The organism is Microbacterium sp. VKM Ac-2923 (assembly GCF_022815605.1).
In the GTDB taxonomy this organism is placed as follows: domain Bacteria; phylum Actinomycetota; class Actinomycetes; order Actinomycetales; family Microbacteriaceae; genus Microbacterium.
Window position 1 is genome coordinate 159,663 of sequence record NZ_JALGRP010000002.1, and the last position, 17,822, is coordinate 177,484.

The 17,822-nt window shown below is 67.0% G+C and carries 17 protein-coding genes and 1 tRNA gene; 9 read left to right on the forward strand and 9 right to left on the reverse strand.

Annotation, left to right across the window (positions count from 1 at the left end):
• Positions 1 to 63: 63 nt before the first annotated feature.
• Positions 64 to 1,404: a phosphotransferase gene (locus tag MT347_RS03925; RefSeq protein WP_243498283.1), complete on the forward strand. Its 1,341-nt coding sequence runs from the start codon at positions 64 to 66 to the stop codon at positions 1,402 to 1,404.
• Positions 1,405 to 1,755: 351 nt separating this feature from the next.
• On the opposite strand, the gene MT347_RS03930 is transcribed toward MT347_RS03925, so the two are convergent.
• Complete coding sequence (locus tag MT347_RS03930; RefSeq protein ID WP_243498285.1) at positions 1,756 to 3,273, reverse strand: S1C family serine protease; 1,518 nt, start codon at positions 3,271 to 3,273, stop codon at positions 1,756 to 1,758.
• A gap of 148 nt (positions 3,274 to 3,421) precedes the next feature.
• Here MT347_RS03930 and MT347_RS03935 point away from each other — a divergent pair, with 148 nt between their 5' ends.
• Together MT347_RS03935 and MT347_RS03940 are read left to right on the forward strand one after the other, a co-directional pair.
• Positions 3,422 to 4,627, forward strand: coding sequence for an aminotransferase class I/II-fold pyridoxal phosphate-dependent enzyme (locus MT347_RS03935; protein WP_243498287.1), 1,206 nt, complete (start codon positions 3,422 to 3,424; stop codon positions 4,625 to 4,627).
• Positions 4,628 to 4,825: 198 nt separating this feature from the next.
• The gene (locus tag MT347_RS03940) at positions 4,826 to 5,056 is read left to right on the forward strand and encodes a hypothetical protein (RefSeq protein ID WP_243498289.1); all 231 of its coding nucleotides are present in this window, start codon (positions 4,826 to 4,828) and stop codon (positions 5,054 to 5,056) included.
• 86 nt (positions 5,057 to 5,142) lie between these two features.
• On the opposite strand, the gene MT347_RS03945 is transcribed toward MT347_RS03940, so the two are convergent.
• Together MT347_RS03945 and MT347_RS03950 are read right to left on the reverse strand one after the other, a co-directional pair.
• Positions 5,143 to 5,949 carry a carbon-nitrogen hydrolase family protein gene (locus MT347_RS03945; RefSeq protein WP_243498291.1) on the reverse strand — a complete coding sequence of 269 codons (807 nt, stop codon included), beginning with the start codon at positions 5,947 to 5,949 and terminating at the stop codon, positions 5,143 to 5,145.
• Entirely contained in the window at positions 5,946 to 6,443 is a 498-nt protein-coding gene (locus MT347_RS03950; RefSeq protein WP_243498293.1) for a DUF6328 family protein, read from the reverse strand. Before MT347_RS03950 ends, MT347_RS03945 begins: the two co-directional genes overlap by 4 nt.
• Positions 6,444 to 6,526: 83 nt before the next feature.
• On the opposite strand from MT347_RS03950, the gene MT347_RS03955 reads away from it, so the two are divergent.
• Positions 6,527 to 6,600: transfer RNA gene (locus MT347_RS03955), tRNA-Met, on the forward strand.
• A 102-nt stretch (positions 6,601 to 6,702) separates the two neighbouring features.
• On the opposite strand, the gene MT347_RS03960 is transcribed toward MT347_RS03955, so the two are convergent.
• From MT347_RS03960 to MT347_RS03980, 5 genes are all read right to left on the reverse strand, one after another.
• The gene (locus MT347_RS03960; RefSeq protein WP_243498295.1) at positions 6,703 to 6,915 is read right to left on the reverse strand and encodes a hypothetical protein; all 213 of its coding nucleotides are present in this window, start codon (positions 6,913 to 6,915) and stop codon (positions 6,703 to 6,705) included.
• Between the two features lie 479 nt (positions 6,916 to 7,394).
• Positions 7,395 to 7,685: a Dabb family protein gene (locus MT347_RS03965; RefSeq protein WP_243498297.1), complete on the reverse strand. Its 291-nt coding sequence runs from the start codon at positions 7,683 to 7,685 to the stop codon at positions 7,395 to 7,397.
• Positions 7,685 to 8,638, reverse strand: a complete 954-nt coding sequence (locus tag MT347_RS03970) for a GDP-L-fucose synthase (protein ID WP_243499022.1) — start codon at positions 8,636 to 8,638, stop codon at positions 7,685 to 7,687. The genes MT347_RS03965 and MT347_RS03970 overlap by 1 nt, the downstream gene beginning before the upstream one ends.
• 26 nt (positions 8,639 to 8,664) lie before the next feature.
• Entirely contained in the window at positions 8,665 to 9,714 is a 1,050-nt protein-coding gene (gmd, locus tag MT347_RS03975) for a GDP-mannose 4,6-dehydratase (protein ID WP_243498299.1), read from the reverse strand.
• 31 nt (positions 9,715 to 9,745) lie between these two features.
• Positions 9,746 to 11,002, reverse strand: coding sequence for a glycosyltransferase (locus MT347_RS03980; protein ID WP_308194199.1), 1,257 nt, complete (start codon positions 11,000 to 11,002; stop codon positions 9,746 to 9,748).
• A 55-nt stretch (positions 11,003 to 11,057) separates the two neighbouring features.
• Between MT347_RS03980 and MT347_RS03985 the strand changes: the two genes are divergently transcribed.
• The 5 genes from MT347_RS03985 (at position 11,058) to MT347_RS04005 (ending at position 16,375) form a co-directional block, all read left to right on the forward strand.
• Positions 11,058 to 11,633, forward strand: a complete 576-nt coding sequence (locus MT347_RS03985) for an acetyltransferase (RefSeq protein ID WP_243498303.1) — start codon at positions 11,058 to 11,060, stop codon at positions 11,631 to 11,633.
• Entirely contained in the window at positions 11,630 to 12,751 is a 1,122-nt protein-coding gene (locus tag MT347_RS03990) for a glycosyltransferase (protein ID WP_243498305.1), read from the forward strand. The genes MT347_RS03985 and MT347_RS03990 overlap by 4 nt, the downstream gene beginning before the upstream one ends.
• A 142-nt stretch (positions 12,752 to 12,893) precedes the next feature.
• Positions 12,894 to 14,018, forward strand: coding sequence for a glycosyltransferase (locus tag MT347_RS03995; protein WP_243498307.1), 1,125 nt, complete (start codon positions 12,894 to 12,896; stop codon positions 14,016 to 14,018).
• 24 nt (positions 14,019 to 14,042) lie between these two features.
• Entirely contained in the window at positions 14,043 to 15,272 is a 1,230-nt protein-coding gene (locus MT347_RS04000) for an oligosaccharide flippase family protein (protein ID WP_243498309.1), read from the forward strand.
• Between the two features lie 323 nt (positions 15,273 to 15,595).
• A complete protein-coding gene (locus MT347_RS04005; protein WP_374206503.1) occupies positions 15,596 to 16,375 on the forward strand; it encodes a polysaccharide pyruvyl transferase family protein in 780 nt (259 codons plus the stop codon).
• Here MT347_RS04005 and MT347_RS04010 read toward each other — a convergent pair.
• The gene (locus MT347_RS04010; protein ID WP_243498311.1) at positions 16,344 to 17,726 is read right to left on the reverse strand and encodes a hypothetical protein; all 1,383 of its coding nucleotides are present in this window, start codon (positions 17,724 to 17,726) and stop codon (positions 16,344 to 16,346) included. The two genes, MT347_RS04005 and MT347_RS04010, sit on opposite strands and share 32 nt — an antisense overlap.
• Positions 17,727 to 17,822: the final 96 nt, after the last annotated feature.

A 17,822-nucleotide genomic window follows, 5' to 3' on the forward strand; every position in this document is an offset into this window, starting at 1 on the left:
CATCGACACGGCCCCGCGCGCAAGTCCCGCACGATCGACGCGATGGCGCGTTAGCCTCACGGCATGGGCGACCTTCTCGATCTCCTCGCAATCTGGATGCCGCGTCAGCGCTGGTACGGCACGAAAGGTCGCGACCCGCGGCTGAGCGTCGTGGCCGACTGGCCCCTCGACGACGACGCGCGCGTGCTCCTCGTGCGCGACGAGGCCGTGAGGCCCGCCATCGTCTACCAGGTGCCCGTCGTGCAGCGCGCGGAGGGCTCCGTGCCGCCCGGCAGCCTCATCGGCCCGACCGGCGACGCACGGGTGTGGGCGGATGCCACGACCGATGCCGGCTTCACCGACCAGCTCTACGGGTGGGTCACCGCCGGCGGAGAGGTCGGAGCACCCGGGGACGGGTTCATCGGCTTCGCCCTCGCCACGGCGGAGGGCAGCGGTGCGCCACCGCGGGCGACCGCGAAGGTGCTGAGCGGAGAGCAGTCGAACACATCGGTGATCTTCCGCCCCGACGAGGGCGTCGACGGCGTGCCGATCATCTGCAAGTTGTTCCGACAGGTGAACCCCGGAATCAACCCCGACGTCGAGCTGCAGTCGGCCTTGGCTGCGGGCGGCGCGGAGTTCGTCCCCGCCGCCATCGGCGAGGTCCGCGGCTCGTGGATCACGCCAGAGGGAGTGCCGGTGAGCGGCTCGCTCGCCTTCGCGCAGGAGTTCTTCGAGGGTGTGGAGGATGCGTGGCGGGTCGCCCTGGATGCCGCTGCCGCCGGCGAGGACTTCGCCGCACGCGCCCACGCGCTCGGCGCGAGCATCGCCGGTATGCACGTCGCCCTCGCCGCACAGTTCCCCACCCGCGAGCCCGACGCCGCCGACCGTGACGCCGTGGTCGGCGCGTGGGACCGCCGACTCGCCATCGCCCTCGCCGAGGTTCCCTCCCTCGCCCCCTACGCCGATCGCATCCGCGCGGTGTACGCCGCTGCCGCCCGCGCTCCCTGGCCCGCGCTGCAGCGCGTGCACGGCGATCTGCACCTCGGTCAGGTGCTGCACACCCCGTCGAACGGCTGGGTCCTGCTCGACTTCGAAGGAGAGCCCCTGCGCCCGATCGAAGAACGACTGCTGCCGGATGTGGCGGTTCGCGACGTGGCCGGCATGCTGCGGTCGTTCGACTACGTGTCCGGCGCGGTCGCCGACGACGACGGCGCCGCCGTGCGCGCCTGGGTCATCGCCGCGCAGCAGGCGTTCCTCGCGGGTTACGCCGAGATCGCGGGCCCCGCGCACGCGGGCGGCGGTCCGCTCCTGGCGGCGTTCGAGCTCGACAAGGCCGTGTACGAGGCGATCTACGAGACCCGCAACCGCCCCGATTGGGTCGGCATCCCGCTTTCCGCGATCGGCCGCCTCGCCCCGCTCGGCTGACCCGCCGTTCCCGATCCGCGGGTCCACGGCATCCCGACACAACCTCAGCGATTCGCGCGAGGTCAGCCCCCTGAGACCTGAGGCGACTGAGACCGCGCAGATCACGGAGCATGCGCACACCCACACGACACAACCTCAGCGATCCGCGCGAGGTCAGTCCGCGGAGCCCCGGCACGACTGAGGTCGCGGAGGATCCGCACACCCACACGACACAACCTCAGCCATCCGAGCAAAGTCAGTCCACAGAGCCCCGGCACGACTGAGGTCGCGGAGGATGCGCACACCCCCCACGAACACGACGCCACCCCGCGAACCTGCCGCGGGGTGGCGTCGTGTCAATGAGCGCGGGGATCAGCTCGTGGGCATCGACCCCAGTGTGACCTCGGCGGTCTCCTCCTGACCGTTGCGGAGGTAGGTGACCTCGGCCTTCGCCCCCGCGGCGAGCGCGCGCACCTGGGCCGTAAGGTCGATGGAGTTCGTCACCGGGATGCCGTTGAAGTCGGTGATGACGTCGCCCGCGGTCAGGCCAGCGGCCTGTGCGGCGCCGCCGCTGACGGCCTCGGCCACGAGGGCGCCCGTGGTGGTCGCTCCCTGCTGTGCGGCGGCATCCTGAACCGACGCGCCCAACAGGCCGTGGGTGGCGGAGCCGTTCTCGATGATCTCCGACGAGATGCGCTTGGCGACGTCGGACGGGATCGAGAACCCGACGCCGATGTTGCCGGACTGCGCACCGGATGACGAGCCACCGGCGCTCGCGATGGCGACGTTGATGCCGATCAGCTTGCCCTCGTCGTCGACGAGCGCGCCTCCCGAGTTGCCCGGGTTGATGGCCGCGTCGGTCTGGATGACGGCGATCTTGATGGTCTGGCTCGCCGTCTGCGACTGCTGACCCTGGCCGAAGTCGAACCGGAAGGGGCTCTCCTGCCCGGGCTCGGTCTGCTGGTCTTCGGAGCCGTCGCTGGGAGCGGCCGAGGAAGCGACCTGGATGGACCGGTTCAGCGCGCTGACGATGCCGGTCGTGACCGTGTTGGGCAGGTCGAGGGGAGCCCCGACCGCGATGGTCGCGTCGCCGACGTTGAGCTTCGAGGAGTCCCCGAACTCGATCGGGGTGAGGCCCGACGCGTTCTGCAGCTTGATGACGGCGAGGTCGTAGGTGGGGTCGGTGCCGACGACGGTCGCGGCGTAGACCTTGCCGTCGGACGTGGTGACGGAGATCTTGGCGTCACCCGTCTGTCCGTCGAGGGTCACGACGTGGGTGTTGGTGAGGACGTAGCCGTCGTCGCTGAGCACGACGCCCGATCCCGTGCCGCCCGACTGCGTGCCGGTGGCACTGATGGTGACGACGCTCGGAACCACCTTCGAGGCGACCGCCGCAGTGGCGTTGACGTCCTGCGGGTCGTTGACGGTGATGGCGGTGGGTCCGGAGACGTTCGAGGCGTTTTCGCCGCCCCACAGGCTGAGTCCGGCATAGGTGCCGCCGAGGCCCGCTCCGCCACCGACGAGGGCCGCCGCGACCAGGAGGGCCGCGATGCGCGGTGCCGCACTCTTCTTGCGGGGAGGGGTGGATGCCGAGTCGGGCAGCGTCAGGGTGGGGTGCGCGCTCGTGGCAGCGGGGCCGAACGCGTGACCAGTGGGGTTCGGGGTGCCCGAGGGGGCCGAGGCATAGCCGCCGACCGCGGGGGACGCGGACTGCGGCGCGGCCGTTCCCGCGGCGGGCGGGGGCCACGCGGCAGCGGCCGCGGCGGGCGAGCGCGTGGGCATCGGCGGCACGTCGGAACGCGGCACCGACGCCGCGGGAGTGGACGCCTCGTGCGGCGTCGGCTGGCTGTGGTCGTTACCGTCGGGACGGTTGTCCGTGGTGTCGCTCATGGGATGCTCCTTCTTCCAGGCGCTTCTACGATGACCACGGATGCTGTGGGCCACCTATGACAGGAGTGAGCCGCCTCTATGGGTCTAGCAGCAACGCGCCCCGAAGCATTCCCCCTTGCCAGCGCGATGCGTGCGGCATGCTGGATCCATGCACCAGCTTCCCGGCGCCTGGCAGCGCACGGCCCGCGGCGCGGGCCTGCTCGCCCCCGACGGCTCCTCGGTCCCCACGATCTTCGCCGAGATGAGCGCGCTCGCCGCCTCCACCGGCGCCGTCAACCTGGGTCAGGGATTCCCCGACGAAGACGGACCCGAGCCCGTTCTCGAGGCAGCACGGGATGCCATCGCCCGCGGCGTCAACCAGTACGCACCCGGACGTGGCTTCCCCGACCTGCTGTCGGCCGTCGCCGAGCATCAGCGACGCTTCTACGGGATCGAGCTCGACCCCCAGCGCGAGGTCCTGATCACGGTCGGGGCGACCGAGGCTCTCGCGGCCACCCTGTTGGCGCTGATCGACTCCCCCGACGACGAGGTCGTCGTCTTCGAGCCCTACTACGACTCGTATGCGGCGTGCGTGGCGCTGTCGGGCGCGAAGCTCGTGCCGGTCCCCCTGCGGTGGCCCGACTTCCAACCCGACCTCGAGCAGCTGGCATCCGCGGTCACCGCTCGCACCCGGGTGATCCTCGTCAACGATCCGCACAACCCCACCGGCACCGTCTTCACGCGAGAGGTGCTCGATGAGGTCGTCCGCCTCGCTCACCTTCATGACGCGATCATCGTCACCGACGAGGTGTACGAACACCTCGTCTTCGATGGACCGCACGTGCCGATCGCCACCCTGCCCGACGCCGCTGAGCGCACGCTCTCGATCTCGTCGGCGGGGAAGACCTTCTCGCTCACCGGGTGGAAGACCGGGTGGGTCACAGGCCCTGCCGAGCTGGTGACGGCGGTGCTCGCCGTCAAGCAGTTCCTCACGTATGTGGGGGGTTCGCCCTTTCAGCCGGCGATCGCCGTGGGGTTGCGCCTGCCCGACGCGTTCTTCGCCTCGGTCGCCTCCGAGATGGCCGAGAAGGCCCAGCTGCTCGGCACCGGACTGCGCGCCGCCGGATTCGAGGTGTCGACCCCCGGCGGGTCGTACTTCACGGTGGTGGATGCCGCCCCGCTCGGCGCCACCGACGCCGACGCGTTCTGCCGCGAGCTGCCCGCCCGCGCCGGGGTCGTCGGCATCCCGCTCACCGCCTTCGTCTCACCCGCTCACCGCGCCCGATACGCCACGCTCGTGCGCTTCGCCGCGTGCAAGCGTGTCGAGGTGCTCGCCGATGCGTCGGAGCGGCTGGCCGGGATGAGGGTGGGCTGAGGCGGCTCCCCCTCCGAGCGAAAGTCGACCTGCTGGTCATCGCCGAGGCGGGAGCCAGGATATCGACGACGATCCGTCCGTCGCGACGTCGGCCCTGACCCCACCGACGCAAAGGTGCGGGCCGAAATGCCCGCGTGGTAATTTGAGCCTGGATCCCCCGAATCCGCCCCGGCCGCAAGGCCGTTGACCGATAGGGAAATGATGTCTCGCCGACGCACGCACCCCGACGTTCGTTCTGCCCGCATTCTTGAGCTGTACGGGAAGGACCTCCGCTGGATCGATGCCGATCAGGGGCTCCGCCTGGATCCCGACACAGCTGCACGCCTTCACGATGAGGGCTTCACGATGGCGACGGTGCGCATCGGCCTGTGGCGGACGAAGCGCGTCTCGCTCATCCGATGGGCCCAGCGGGAATCTGCCGCACCCTGACATCGCCGTGCACGGGCACGCCTCGACAGACGGTGCTGACCCGGATCGGGGCCGCCCCGCTCCGCTCGGGGCCATTCCCCCGCGCCTCAGCGCGGAGTGACGCGGAAACGCCGCAGCTCGAGGGCCGGGTTCACGCGACGGACGCGCGCGATGGCATCCGGATCGATATGGGCGACGGCGACGTCGGTCCCCGTCCCCACCTGCGCGACCATCACACCCTGCGGGTCGACGATCATCGAGTGACCGACCCCCAGGGGCGGCGGGTGGTCGGCGGCCGCGACGAAGAAGGTGTTCTCGATCGCACGCGCGTGCAGGAGCGTCCGCCAGTGGTGCTCCTTCACCGGTCCGCGCACCCACTCGGCCGGCACGAGCGCCACATCGACACCCGCGTCGGCGAGCGTGCGCGCGACCTCGGGGAAGCGGAGGTCGTAACAGGTCATCAGACCGAAGCGAAGGCCACCGGCGTCGAACGTCTGCGGTGGAGCGATCTCGCCCGGTTCCACCCAGTCGGACTCGCGTTGGCCGAAGGCGTCGTAGAGGTGCAGCTTGCGGTACGTCGCCCGGATGCCGTCGCCTCCGACGGCCACGACCGCGTTGCGGACCCGACGGCCGTCGTCGGCCTTCTCGAGCAGACCGGCCACGATCACGACGTCGAGCTCGCGGGCGAGGCCTGTCAGAGCGCGCACGAACGGGCCGTCGAGGTCTTCGGCGTTCTCGGCCAGCGTGTCGTCGAACGGATCGACGAAGTAGCTGGAGTACTCGGGGAACACCACCACGCGCGCACCCCGCGCGACCGCGGTGCGCGCGGCATCCGTGATGTGGGCGAGGTTCGCCTCGCGCGCGGCCACCGGCGCGAACTGCGCCACGGCGACACCGACAGCGTGGTCGTTCATCGCGCTGCTCCTCCTCCCCGGCGCCTGACGGACATCGGCACCACGACCCACAGTACGAGGATGACCGCGCCCAGCACGACTCCGGCCGCGATCGCCGCGACGAGGCTCACCACCACGTCGAACACGAAGACCACGACACCCACCAGCAGGAGCGACACGAGCGCGAGCGCGGCGCGCAGGGCGTTGTGACCGCTCCGGACGAGCGACGGCTTCACCTGCAGGTGGAACACCGCGCGGTGCAGCGCCACCGGCGCCAGGGCCACGACCGCGCTGAGCGCGGCGAGACAGACAAGGACCAGGTAGAACACCCGCTGCGCCGGCTCGAGGTCGACGAAGGAGGCCTGGAACGCCAATGCGAGAAGGAAGCCGGTGAGGATCTGCGTACCGGTCTGAAGGACCCGGAGTTCTTGCAGAATCTCGTTCCAGTTGCGATCGGCACGCTGCGCCGGGCTCTCGGGGCGCCCGTCGTCGAGATCGTCGAAAGTATTGCTCACCGGGATATTCTCTCGCGACACTCCCGGGCGGGGTGCGCGGATTTGCCATGTCACCCGACTCGGCGTAATGTTTTCTCTTGTGCCGCGGGGTGGAGCAGCTCGGTAGCTCGCTGGGCTCATAACCCAGAGGTCGCAGGTTCAAATCCTGTCCCCGCAACAAGCAGAAGGCCCCGGATCTCACGATCCGGGGCCTTCTGCCTTTCCTCGACGTTCCTCCGGTTCCACGCGGGGGTGCGTGCGGAACCGGAGGAAGCCGTCGTCAGCGGTAGCTGCGGTAGCGGCTGGATGCGGCCGCAGGCGCGGCCACGATCAAAGCGACGACGAGCAGGAAGACTCCTGCATCGCCGTGGGTGATGATCATCACGGCACCGGCCGCCGCCAGGACGATGACCGCCGTCCAGAGGATCACAGTGGCCAGAGGCGTCGCCCACACCGGCTGGTGGACGACATGGTGTGCGTAAGGGTGTTGCATTGCTCCTCGCCTTCGAGTTGCTATGAAGTGCCTGCCTAGGGGGATGCGGCAGGATCGCGCCGGACCACGACGTCGATTGCGTCGATGTTATGACCTTTTCGCTTCTCGGACGTACCGCTTGCGCGTGTCGCGTACGAATATGTCCGCGCGTCACCACGCGAATGCACCGCCGCGCGTCTAGCAAGGTCTCACTTGTCCCCCATTCGGTGGACACGTAAGATCAGCGGAGTCGGTTCGAAGTGTTCCATCGAGAACGCGAATCGGCCAAGGGGGATGGGGAAAGCGTTGAACGATGTTTGCACCACTTGCATACGCGAGGAATCTCGTGGATAGATTTCTGTACGGAGCGACCGAGGTGTCGTGCGAGACGTGCGGCGACTCGGTGCGACCCAGTCACGCGGTGTGGCGCAGTCGCCGGTCCTACTGCTCTGCGGCGCACGAGCACGCGGATCAGCTCTGACGGACCGGCCTCGTCCGGGTCAGCGCGTCGGCTCTTCCCAGTCGCCGACCCACCAGTCCGAGATCCGTGCCATGAGGTCGACGGCGTGACGATGGGCATCCGAGGTTTTCCACTCCTGGAAGTCCGCGGAGTCGGCGAAGGTCCCGTCCTCGACGATGATCGTGCCTTTGCGTTCGTCGAGCGACGTCGCGACGGTCCACGAAACGACGAGGCGATGCACGCCGAGCTTCCGCAGGCTCATCGTGGCGTCTGAGATGTCGTCGCTGTCGACACCATCTCTCACGCGGAACAGCACGACGTGGCGGAACATCAGCCCCGGAGCGACTGGACGTGGTCGCGGTACCAGGCGACCGTCCGTTCCATCCCCTCTTCGAGAGGAATCGATGCCGTCCACCCTGCTGCGGTGAGCGTCGAAACGTCAAGCAGCTTCTGAGGCGTGCCGTCGGGCTTGGAGGTGTCCCACTCGGTGGCACCGGTGAATCCCGTGACCCGGGCGATCGTCTCGGCGATCTCTCCTATCGTGACGTCGGAACCGGTGCCGACGTTGACCTGACCGGGCCCGTCGTAGTGCTCCATCAGGTGCAGACACGCATCTGCCATGTCATCCGCGTGAAGGAACTCGCGGCGAGGCGCACCGGTACCCCAATTGGTGACGGTGCTCGATCCTGCCTTCGTCGCCTCGTCGTACCGACGGATCAGCGCCGGCAGCACGTGCGACCCCCGCGGCGAGAAGTTGTCGTTGGGCCCGTACAGGTTGGTCGGCATCGCGCTGATCCACGGAAGCCCGTACTGACGGCGCACGGCCTGCGTCTGGAGGATGCCGGCGATCTTCGCGATCGCGTACGCGTCGTTCGTCGGTTCCAAGTGACCGGTCAACAGCGAGTCCTCGCGGATCGGCTGTTCGGCGAACTTCGGATAGATGCAGGACGAACCGAGGAAAAGCACCCGCTCGACCTCGTTCGCCAGTGCTGCATCCAGCACATTGACCTGAATGCGAATGTTCTCGCTGAGGAAATCGACCGGGTAGGTCGAGTTCGCCAGAATCCCGCCGACTTTGGCCGCGGCCAAGACGACGTAACGGGGCTTGATCTCGGCCATATAGGCGAAGACGGCCTCGCGATCCTTCAGATCGAGTTCTGCCGACGTCTTCCCGACGACATTCGCGAATCCTCCGGCCTGGAGCCGGCGTACGATGGCCGATCCCACCAGGCCGCGGTGACCGGCGACATAGAACGTCGCGTCGCGATCGAGCTCGCCCGGCATGTACGTCACCCCGTCGACGGCTGTCGTCACGCGCGAGCTCCCACGAGTTCGCGATTGCTCCAGCTGGGCAGCGAGACCGTGTCGATCCATTTCGCCCCCTGTTCCAGCGCGATGGTGTCGGCGTCGACCATGAGCCGGGCGAGTTCGTCGCCGTGGACGGCCGGCACCCAGCCGAGCTTGTCGGCCGCCTTGCTCGGGTCGCCGATGAGGGCGTCGACCTCGGTCGGGCGCAGGTAACGCTCGTCGAAGCGCACGTACTCGGCCCAGTCGAGCCCGACGTGACCGAATGCCACCTCGAGGAAGTCCTTGATGGTGAAGCCGACGCCCGTCGCGAGAACGAAGTCCTCAGGGGTGTCGGCCTGCAACATCCGCCACATGCCCTCGACGTACTCGGCGGCGTAGCCCCAGTCGCGGATCGAGTCGAGGTTGCCGAGGTAGAGGTGATTCTCCTCCCCCGCCTTGATGCGCGCGACCGCTCGCGTGATCTTGCGTGTCACGAACGTCTCGCCGCGACGGGGCGACTCGTGATTGAACAGGATGCCGTTGACGGCGAACATGTCGTACGCCTCGCGGTAGTTCTTCGTGATCCAGTAGCTGTACAGCTTCGCCGCCGCGTACGGGGAACGCGGATAGAACGGGGTCTCCTCGTTCTGCGGGGGCGGCGTCGCCCCGTAGAGCTCCGACGTGGACGCCTGGTAGAACTTCGTCTGGATACCGGCGAGGCGCACCGCCTCCAACAGCCGGATGGTCCCGGTGCCCGTGGTGTCGGCGGTGTGCTCCGGTTCGTCGAACGAGACGCGCACGTGCGACTGGGCGGCGAGGTTGTAGACCTCGTCGGGGTCGATCTGGCTCAGCAGCGTGACCATGCGCGCGCCGTCGGACAGGTCGCCGTAGTGGAGGAACAGCTTGGCCTGCGGGTCGTGCGGGTCGACGTACAGGTGGTCGATGCGGTGGGTGTTGAAGGTCGACGCGCGGCGGATCAGCCCGTGCACCTCGTAGCCCTTCGACAGCAGGAGTTCCGCCAGGTAGGAACCGTCCTGGCCGGTGATGCCGGTGATGAATGCACGCTTCGTCAAAGTACTTGTACCGATCTCGTTGGGGGTCAGATCAATGAACGCGCTCAGCGCCTACGGGGGCGGTCAGATTGTCGAGAAGACTACAGAACCGATCGATCGCATTTGTTTCCTCTAAAACCGTCTCTTTGTAACGTTTTCCGCTCGCACCGAACCGACGGCATCCATCGCGGTCGGCTGCGAGGACCTTCGCGCCGTCCAGAATCGCTCCCGCGCTGCCTGCCGCAACGACCAGACCCGCCCCTGCCGCGGTCACTTCCTGAGCGGTGATGCCCGTGGCATCGGTCGCCGCGAGCACGGGCCGGCCTGATGCGAAATACGACGTGAGTTTGCTGGGGACGGCCATTTCTGCCACACCGGGGAGCTCATTGACGAGCAGGATGTCGGCCGATTGCAGCGTCTCGGCGAACGCCATGTCGTCCAATGGCGGCAGGATCTGCGTCGTTGTCGGATGCTCATCGATGCGCTGCTGGAGCTCGTCGCGTTGGGCGCCATTGCCGACCAGGACGAAACGTACCCGCTCGCCGCGCTCGTGAGCCAGTCGACCGGCATCGACGACGTGGTGGAGTCCCTGTTTGACCCCCATGTTGCCGGTGTGGACCACGACGACGTCGTCATCGGACCACCCGTGCGCGCGCCGGACAGCGGACACATCCACGGGCGGCATCGGTGGAAGGTGAGTCCAGTTGCGGACGACGACGATGCGCTCGCGCGGGATCCCGAAGTCGTGATGGACGCGGTCGGCGAAGCGGTCGTGGATCACGACGATGGTCGACGCTGAGCGCAGCAGCCAGGCCTCCATGGCGCGAAGGGCGCGCGCGGCGAGCCCTCCGCCCTGCCCCGTCTCGACGACACCCAGGCCGTACAGGTCTTGGACCCACACCACGAAGGGCGTCTCGCGATGGGTCGCGAGTGCGCGGAGGCGGACGATGGCCGACGACAGAAGGGCCGGAGACGCCGCGACGATGGCCGACGGCTGACCCCATCGGACGAACGCCTGGCGCAGCCCGAAGCTCACCTCCGCGAGCGCGCGGGGCACCAAGGTGGGCCGGCGGGGCACGAAATGCAGGACGCGGTCGACGATGACGCCGTCCATTCTTTCGCGCTTCGACCACTGCCCGTAACCCGGCGCGATCTTCCACTCCGGATAATGAGGGTGCGCGACGACGGCACGAACTTGGCGCCCGCGCCGCGCGAGCCCGGCAGCCATTGCACCGGTGTACGGGGAGATTCCCGTAGTCTCCGGGGGGTAGTTCAATCCGAAGACGAGAGTTTGCGAAGATTGGCCCACAATGGCCCACTATACGGCTAGACAAAAGCATTGCACCGACCAAGAAAGGGGCGGCATGAACAGCAGCCCGGTGATCGATCTTTCGAAAGCCCCCGGGGAACAAGCCGCCTGGGACCAGCCGACCTGGAAGGTGTATCTTTGGGCCATCTGCGAGCTGATTTTCGTCACTAACCCCTGGCAGATCAGCTCGGCCGTCCGCATTTCCGTCTTGCGCGCTTTCGGTGCTCGCATCGGCCAGGGTGTCATTTTCCGCCCCCGCACCCGTGTGAAATTTCCGTGGAAGCTGCACGTCGGCGATCGCTCCTGGATCGGCGAGGGCGTCTGGTTCCACAACCAGGACGACATCCACATCGGGCACGACGTCGTGGTCTCGCAGGAGACGTTCGTCACCGCCGGCAGCCACGCCCACCGGCGCGACATGGCCCTCATCACTCGGCCGGTGCACATCGAGGACGGCGCGTGGGTGACCTCGCGCTGCGTCATCCTCGGCGGGGCGCGGATCGGTCGCAACTGCGTGATCACCCCTCTCAGCGTCGTCGACGGCCGCCCCGTGCCCGCCGGTGAGATCTGGGGCGGCAATCCCCTGGCCTACGTGGCGGATCGCGTCCTCGAGGATGGTCGGCGCCCGTGAAGATCGCCCACGTCGTCACCTTCACCTCCGCCGACGGCGCGTTCGGCGGCCCGACCCGTGTCGCCCTGGGACAGGCGAAGGCCCTCGCGAAACGGGGGCACGAAGTCACCGTTTACGCGGGCGCACCGGCCGGCGAGGCGAAAGACATCCGGCAAGACGGCTACCGGCTACGAACGTTCCCCGTCGTGAGGGTGGCCCCTTTCGGCGGCTTTGCGGCTCTGTGGCCGCGCGGCCTGCGATCGGCGCTCGCCGCCAACGCCCGCAGCACAGACGTCGCTCACATCCACCTCGCTCGCGACCTGGCGACCCTTCCGGCAGCGCTCACGCTCGGACGACTCGGTGTTCCGTACGTCACGCAGAGTCATGGAATGATCGACGACTCCGACAAGCGATCCGCCGCACTTCTCGACCGGCTAGCGACGAGACGTGCACTGTCGAGATCGGCGAGTTGGCTCCTGCTGACGGATGCCGAGGGAACTGATCTCGCTCGCATGGCAACCCCGAGGCGAACGACTCCGATCCGTAACGGGATCGAGGAGACTCCGCTGAGTTCCCTCGCCGATCGGTCACACACCGTTCTGTTTCTCGCGCGGCTACACAAGCGCAAACGTCCGCTCGCCTTCGTGCAGATGGCGCAGATGCTGTCGGAACGGCTGCCTCGAGCGCGCTTTCTCATCGTCGGACCGGACGAGGGCGAGGGCCCCGCCGTTGCTCGAGCTATCGAGTCAGCGGGGTTGGGAGACAGGCTCGAATGGGTCGGCGCTATACCTCCCGCGGAGACGATGTCAGCCATGTCGGATGCACGCGTTTACGTTCTTCCCGCCGTCAACGAGGTCTTCCCCATGTCGATATTGGAAGCTTTTGCAGCAGGCACGCCGGTGGTGACCACCTCGTCACTCGGTATCGCGGACGAATGCCAGCGATTCGGCGCGGCCATCATCACCGACGGCACCGCCCAACAGCTGGCAGATGCCACCTTGGCCGCCTACACCGACATCGACAGGGCTACGGCGCTTCGGGCCGGCGCGCGCGAGTATCTGCGTAGCGAACTCGACGTGGACGACGTGGCATCGACGCTCGAGCATGAGTACATCGCATCACTGAGTGCCCCCCGATGAGGCAGCCTCATCCCGGCGTCCCGTCGAAGCCGACCGCAGTACTCCTGCCCTGACGTTCCGTGCGGGCGCTCGGACCTCAGCGCTCACAATCTCGCACAGACCACTTACCGATCATTCTCGCCTCACGCCTGAACGGAAAGCCATGAAGCCCACTCGTCCCGACGTCATCGCCGTGGTGCAACCTTTCGTACCCACCTACCGCAAACCCCTCTTCGATGCCATTGACGCGGAGTTGCGGACGCGCGGTCTGCGCCTCGAGGTCTGGCATGACTTCCCCAAGGGCCGTGTTGCTGCTCGCGGCAACGCGGACCGAGGCTCGTGGAGTGTGCCGATCAGGCAGAGGCGTCTTTCCATCGGTCGACGCAACGTGACCTTCCGATCGGTCCACTCAGACGCGCGGCGGGTGCGTGCAGTGATCGCCGGATTGGCGAGCACGAACCTTGAAACCTACGCGCTAGCGGTGGACCCTCGCGTGAATCTCATGCTGTGGGGACACGGGAAGAACTTCACCGCGTCCAACAGCGGGTTGGACTCTCGCATCGAGCGATGGCTCGCCGATCGCTCGTCTCACGTCTTCACCTACACGGAGGAGGGCAAAGATCATGTCGTCGGACGCGGCCTGCCCGACCACATGGTGACAGTCGTGGTGAACACCACCGACACGGCCTCGCTGCGACGCGAGAAACACGCGACGACTCCGGAGATGTCCCGGGCCCTTCGTGACCGCTTCGATCTTGGTACGTCTCGCGTTGCCCTCTTCGTCGGAGCCTTCGATGCTCCCAAGCAGTTGCCTTTTCTCATCTCCGCCATGGACATCGTTGTGCGGGACCATCCGGACGTTGTCCTGGTCATGGCCGGTGCCGGACCCGATGATGCCGTGGTCCACGCCTTGGCGGAAAGTCGACCGTACGTGCGGGTGATCGGGCGACTCGAGGCATCCGAACTCGCGCAGTTCTCAACGATCACGGACCTCCTCGTGATGCCCGGCCGAGTCGGACTCGTCGCGGTCGATGCATTGGCCCTCGGCCTTCCTATCGCAACGACTTCCTACCCGTTCCACGCCCCAGAAGCGCGTTACCTGTCTGCCGGAACCGACTCGCTATGGACGAAGTTTGAGATCGAGGACTACGCGCGGGGGGTCTCAGGTCTGTTCTCTGGTCGTGAGGAGCTCTCGCGGCTGAGCAGCGGTGCCGCAGCGAAGGGCGCCGGGTTCTCGGTCGAAGCAAGCGCGCGACGATTCGCCGACGGTATCCTGCGGGGCCTCTGATGGAGACCGAGGTGACGACCGCCCGTGGCTAGTTCCAAACGGATCGCCGGTCAGTTCGCGTGGGCGTCTGCCAGCCGTGTCGGCGCGGCTCTCCTGCAGGCGCTCCTGTTCATCCTCGCGGCAAGGGCCGTCCCACCGGCTGAGTTCGGCGTCCTAGCGGCCATGCTCGGGGTGACGACCCTTCTGCAGACGATCTTCGACATGGGCGTGCAGACGTTCACGACTCGTGAACGCGCCGCGCGCGGTGACGTCGGGGCAATCGCAACCGCGCTTCGTTTCAACGCGCGCACCTCGGTGCTTCTCGCTGTCGTGGCAGCCGCGATCATCGTGGGAGCTGCCCTCGTCGTGGACCCCGCGTTCGCCCTGATGCTCCCGCTCGCGGTGTGGGTCAGTGCGGAACGGACGGCCGACGTGCGGCTGACGATATCGTTCGCCGACGGCGACGTCCGTGGCAACGCCATCAATCTCCTCAGCCGCCGGGCTCTGGCCATCGTGCTCTTCTTGGCCCTGGTCTTCGTCAGTGTCGAGCCGCTCCTGTCGTACGCCTTCGCCGTAGCCATCGCCGCAATCGGGTCTTCCATCTTCGCCAATCTCTATGTGCGCGGCCGTGTGACCGCTGTACCCGATATGAGTTACCGACAGCTGATGCGAGCGAGCTGGCCCTACTGGCTGAACTCGGTGGCGACGCAGGCGCGCAACCTCGATTCGGCGATAACGGCGGGCTTCGCCGGCGCGGTCGAGGCCGGATTCTTCTCGGTCGCCAGCCGACTCACCAGTCCTCTGCGCATTCTCCCCACGACACTGTCCAGCGTCCTCCTGCCAAATGCGGCCAAGTCAGATGGGTCTCGCGCGGACACCATCGCTCTGCTGCGGCTCGCCGGGCTCGCCTGGACCGCGACAACGGCGCTGTACGTCGCCCTGATACTCACGGCCCCGTGGTTCGTGCCCCTGCTGCTCGGCGCCGATTACGCCGGTTCGGTCTCCGCCGTCCAGATCGTCATCGCCGGGCTTCCTTTCGCCGCGCTCATCTCGCTTCTGTCGTCCATCCTCCAGGGCCACGGTCGTAAACATTTCGTCGCGACAGTCTCCACGGTCTCCGTCATCGCATGCCTGGCGATGGTCGCCCTCGGCTCATCCGCGTGGGGTGCCGAGGGTGCCGCCGCTGCTTTGACGGTGAACTTCGTGGCGCAGTCGATCGCTATCACGATCGGCTTCTACATCTACGTCTGGAAAGGGACGGGAGAAAACACGTGAACAGGTCTCAACGCCCCCGCCAGATTTTCTGCACGATCGCCGCTCAGCACGACAACCTCGGCGACATCATCATTCGCCAGCGCATGGTCGATCTCATCACCGCCCCCGACGCGCGTTTGCACGTCAGCGTCGGGAAGATGCCGCAGCCATACATCGATGCTTTCGATCTTCCCGACGATGCGAAGAAGTATCCGACGACCAGGGGATTCGTCGTCGCGTTCGTCACGTCCGCGCTCAGGAGGCGGACTGCGGTCGTCTTTCCTCCCGGCCCCTATCCCCTCACGTCGTGGCGATCGGCGGGCCGGGGTGTTCTGGCCATCACCATGAGCCTGCTCGCGAGGACGACCGGCGGAGCATCGGTCACGGTCGGCAAATCGGTCCGCGGTCGCCACCGTGGCGCGCGCGCGGTCGAGAAGGTCCTCATTCGGATCTCCAACATCTACGTGGCGAGGGATCGACTCAGCGCGATCTCCGTGGGCGTGCCTATCACCGCCGCTCCCGACCTGGCGCTCTTGGCCTCGCCCTCCGATTCGAGTACTCGACGCTTCGTGCCCCTCTCCTTCCGGTCCGACCGTCCGCTCGATGTCGAATTCCTCCGCGCGGTCGTCGACTGGGCCCGGACCGAAAGCCTCGTCCCCGTCTTCGTCACGCAGGTCGCGCGTGACGGTGCGCGCCACGCAGAACATGCCGCGGAGCTCGGAGTAGACCATCTCGAATGGGGTGCGAAGTCTCACCGTCAGCAGCTGATGGACATCACCGCTCTCTACTCCGAATCGTCCCTGGTCGTCACCGACCGACTACACGCCGCACTGCTCGGCGTCCTCGGTGGCGCCGTACCCGTGGCCGTGCGTCAGGGAGACTCCCCCAGCAAGATCGCAGACGCCCTCGATGGGGTGATGCCATATGCCACCCTCGATCGAGAAGACAGATCCGATGTGGTCGAGTCGCTCCATGCCGCGACGAGCTTGCGCGGGGCCGTCGTCGCGGGCCGGACGGCCGCCCGCGCTCGCTTACTGGAGATCCAGCGGGACGTTCGTCTGGCCACTGGTCTCAGATACTTGCAGCCTCCAGCTACCGCAACGCCCCCACACCGCGTGGGCTGACGAGCACGCTCGCTCGTGGGCGAGGAGGGCGGACCAGCAGGTACGCCCAGCGCAGGATCACCAGCAGGACGACGATTTGAGCAGCGATCCACAGCTGGGCGATCGTGTTGCCGCGGACCAGCTGCGGCATGAACGCGGCAAGCGCCAGCAGGATCAGCAACTTGTTGCCCGAGGCGCCCAGAAAGTTCGACTCGAATCGCGACAGGAGAATCCCGAGCAAAGTCATTCCGATGATGACGCCAGGGAGTCCGAGGTCGTAGAAGAGCACGCCGCTCACGCTGGGAACTGGACAATACGAGACTCCACAGGCCCCGCCGAACGCCTGAATCAAAATCTCATCACTCCATCGGGGCCCGAGACCCTTTGACAGAGCGGCCGGTAGGGGCGAGACGACGGCTTCCAACACGGTTCCGCGACCAAGGCCGTACTCGATCGTTCCCCCCAATCGTCGAGCGAGGAAGGCGATGTAGTTGAACATCTCAGTGTCGTAGGAGAGGAAGAAGTTCTCCAGTGTGCCGCCGATACCCTCTTCGCCGAAGTAATCGCCCATCGCGCCCAGAAGATCGGTCTTGCCTTGCCTCGACCCGGAGCTGCGGACGAAGGGAATGATGGACAACGCCAGAAAAGTCGCAACGGCGAGACCCACCATCCGCCAGGTGACGAGCTTGAACCAACTCGGTGGAAGTGCTCCGAGCACCGCTGCCAGGAGGGAGGGAAGAAGGAAACGGCGTGAGCCGAGCGCGGAAGGAGGGACGATCGTCACAACGATCATCAGCCAGTAGAGGATCGATTCCTGAACGGTAAGGCGCCGGAGTCTCTGAACTGTGATTCGGGCGTATGCGAGCACGAGCCCGGCGACCACAGGGAGGGCAGGGACGATGGCCGGTACGCCCGCCAGAGCGGCCTCACCGCCGGCGCCGCGTCCTTCGAACAGAACCACCAGGTAGCCGAATCCGCCGCCCGTCGCTGCCATGAGGAGCAACCATGCCAAAAGAATGGATGCGCTCGCCGCAGCCGCAGCCGCGATGCCGATCTCCGGCGCCGACCGATCGTGGGTTGTCGTGTATCCGAGCTCAGGCTCTTTCGCTCCCCTGGTCAACCGACCGAAGAAGTACCCGAACAGCACGAAGCTGACGGAAAGCAGCCCGACCCACGCCGCAATCTCGAAGCCCGACTCGACGTTGTTACCGCCGTAGAAGTTATACCTGTCGTACCCGACCATCATGACCGGCCGAATGCCGAAAATCGCCAACAGCATGAGCAGCGTCACCGACATCGGCGACACGAGTCCGCCCCGCCGCAAACCCGAGACGGCGATCAGACCCACGCAAGCGGTGACGATCGTGATCACGGGAACCACGATCGACGGTTGCGGGGTCACAGAACCACCCCAGCCCAAGACCGGAGACGGGCGCGCGTTCTGACGCGGATCAGGGCGGGCGTCGGC

Excerpts from the sequence above, each read along its gene's own strand:
- MT347_RS03985 (WP_243498303.1), top strand. The coding sequence starts at position 11,058 with ATGAACAGCAGCCCGGTGATCGATCTTTCGAAAGCCCCCGGGGAACAA.
- MT347_RS03970 (WP_243499022.1), bottom strand. The coding sequence starts at position 8,638 with ATGCCGGGCGAGCTCGATCGCGACGCGACGTTCTATGTCGCCGGTCAC.
- MT347_RS03930 (WP_243498285.1), bottom strand. The coding sequence starts at position 3,273 with ATGAGCGACACCACGGACAACCGTCCCGACGGTAACGACCACAGCCAG.
- MT347_RS03995 (WP_243498307.1), top strand. The coding sequence starts at position 12,894 with ATGAAGCCCACTCGTCCCGACGTCATCGCCGTGGTGCAACCTTTCGTA.
- MT347_RS03945 (WP_243498291.1), bottom strand. The coding sequence starts at position 5,949 with ATGAACGACCACGCTGTCGGTGTCGCCGTGGCGCAGTTCGCGCCGGTG.
- MT347_RS03960 (WP_243498295.1), bottom strand. The coding sequence starts at position 6,915 with ATGCAACACCCTTACGCACACCATGTCGTCCACCAGCCGGTGTGGGCG.
- MT347_RS03925 (WP_243498283.1), top strand. The coding sequence starts at position 64 with ATGGGCGACCTTCTCGATCTCCTCGCAATCTGGATGCCGCGTCAGCGC.
- MT347_RS03965 (WP_243498297.1), bottom strand. The coding sequence starts at position 7,685 with ATGTTCCGCCACGTCGTGCTGTTCCGCGTGAGAGATGGTGTCGACAGC.
- MT347_RS03935 (WP_243498287.1), top strand. The coding sequence starts at position 3,422 with ATGCACCAGCTTCCCGGCGCCTGGCAGCGCACGGCCCGCGGCGCGGGC.
- MT347_RS04005 (WP_374206503.1), top strand. The coding sequence starts at position 15,596 with ATGAGCCTGCTCGCGAGGACGACCGGCGGAGCATCGGTCACGGTCGGC.
- MT347_RS03940 (WP_243498289.1), top strand. The coding sequence starts at position 4,826 with ATGATGTCTCGCCGACGCACGCACCCCGACGTTCGTTCTGCCCGCATT.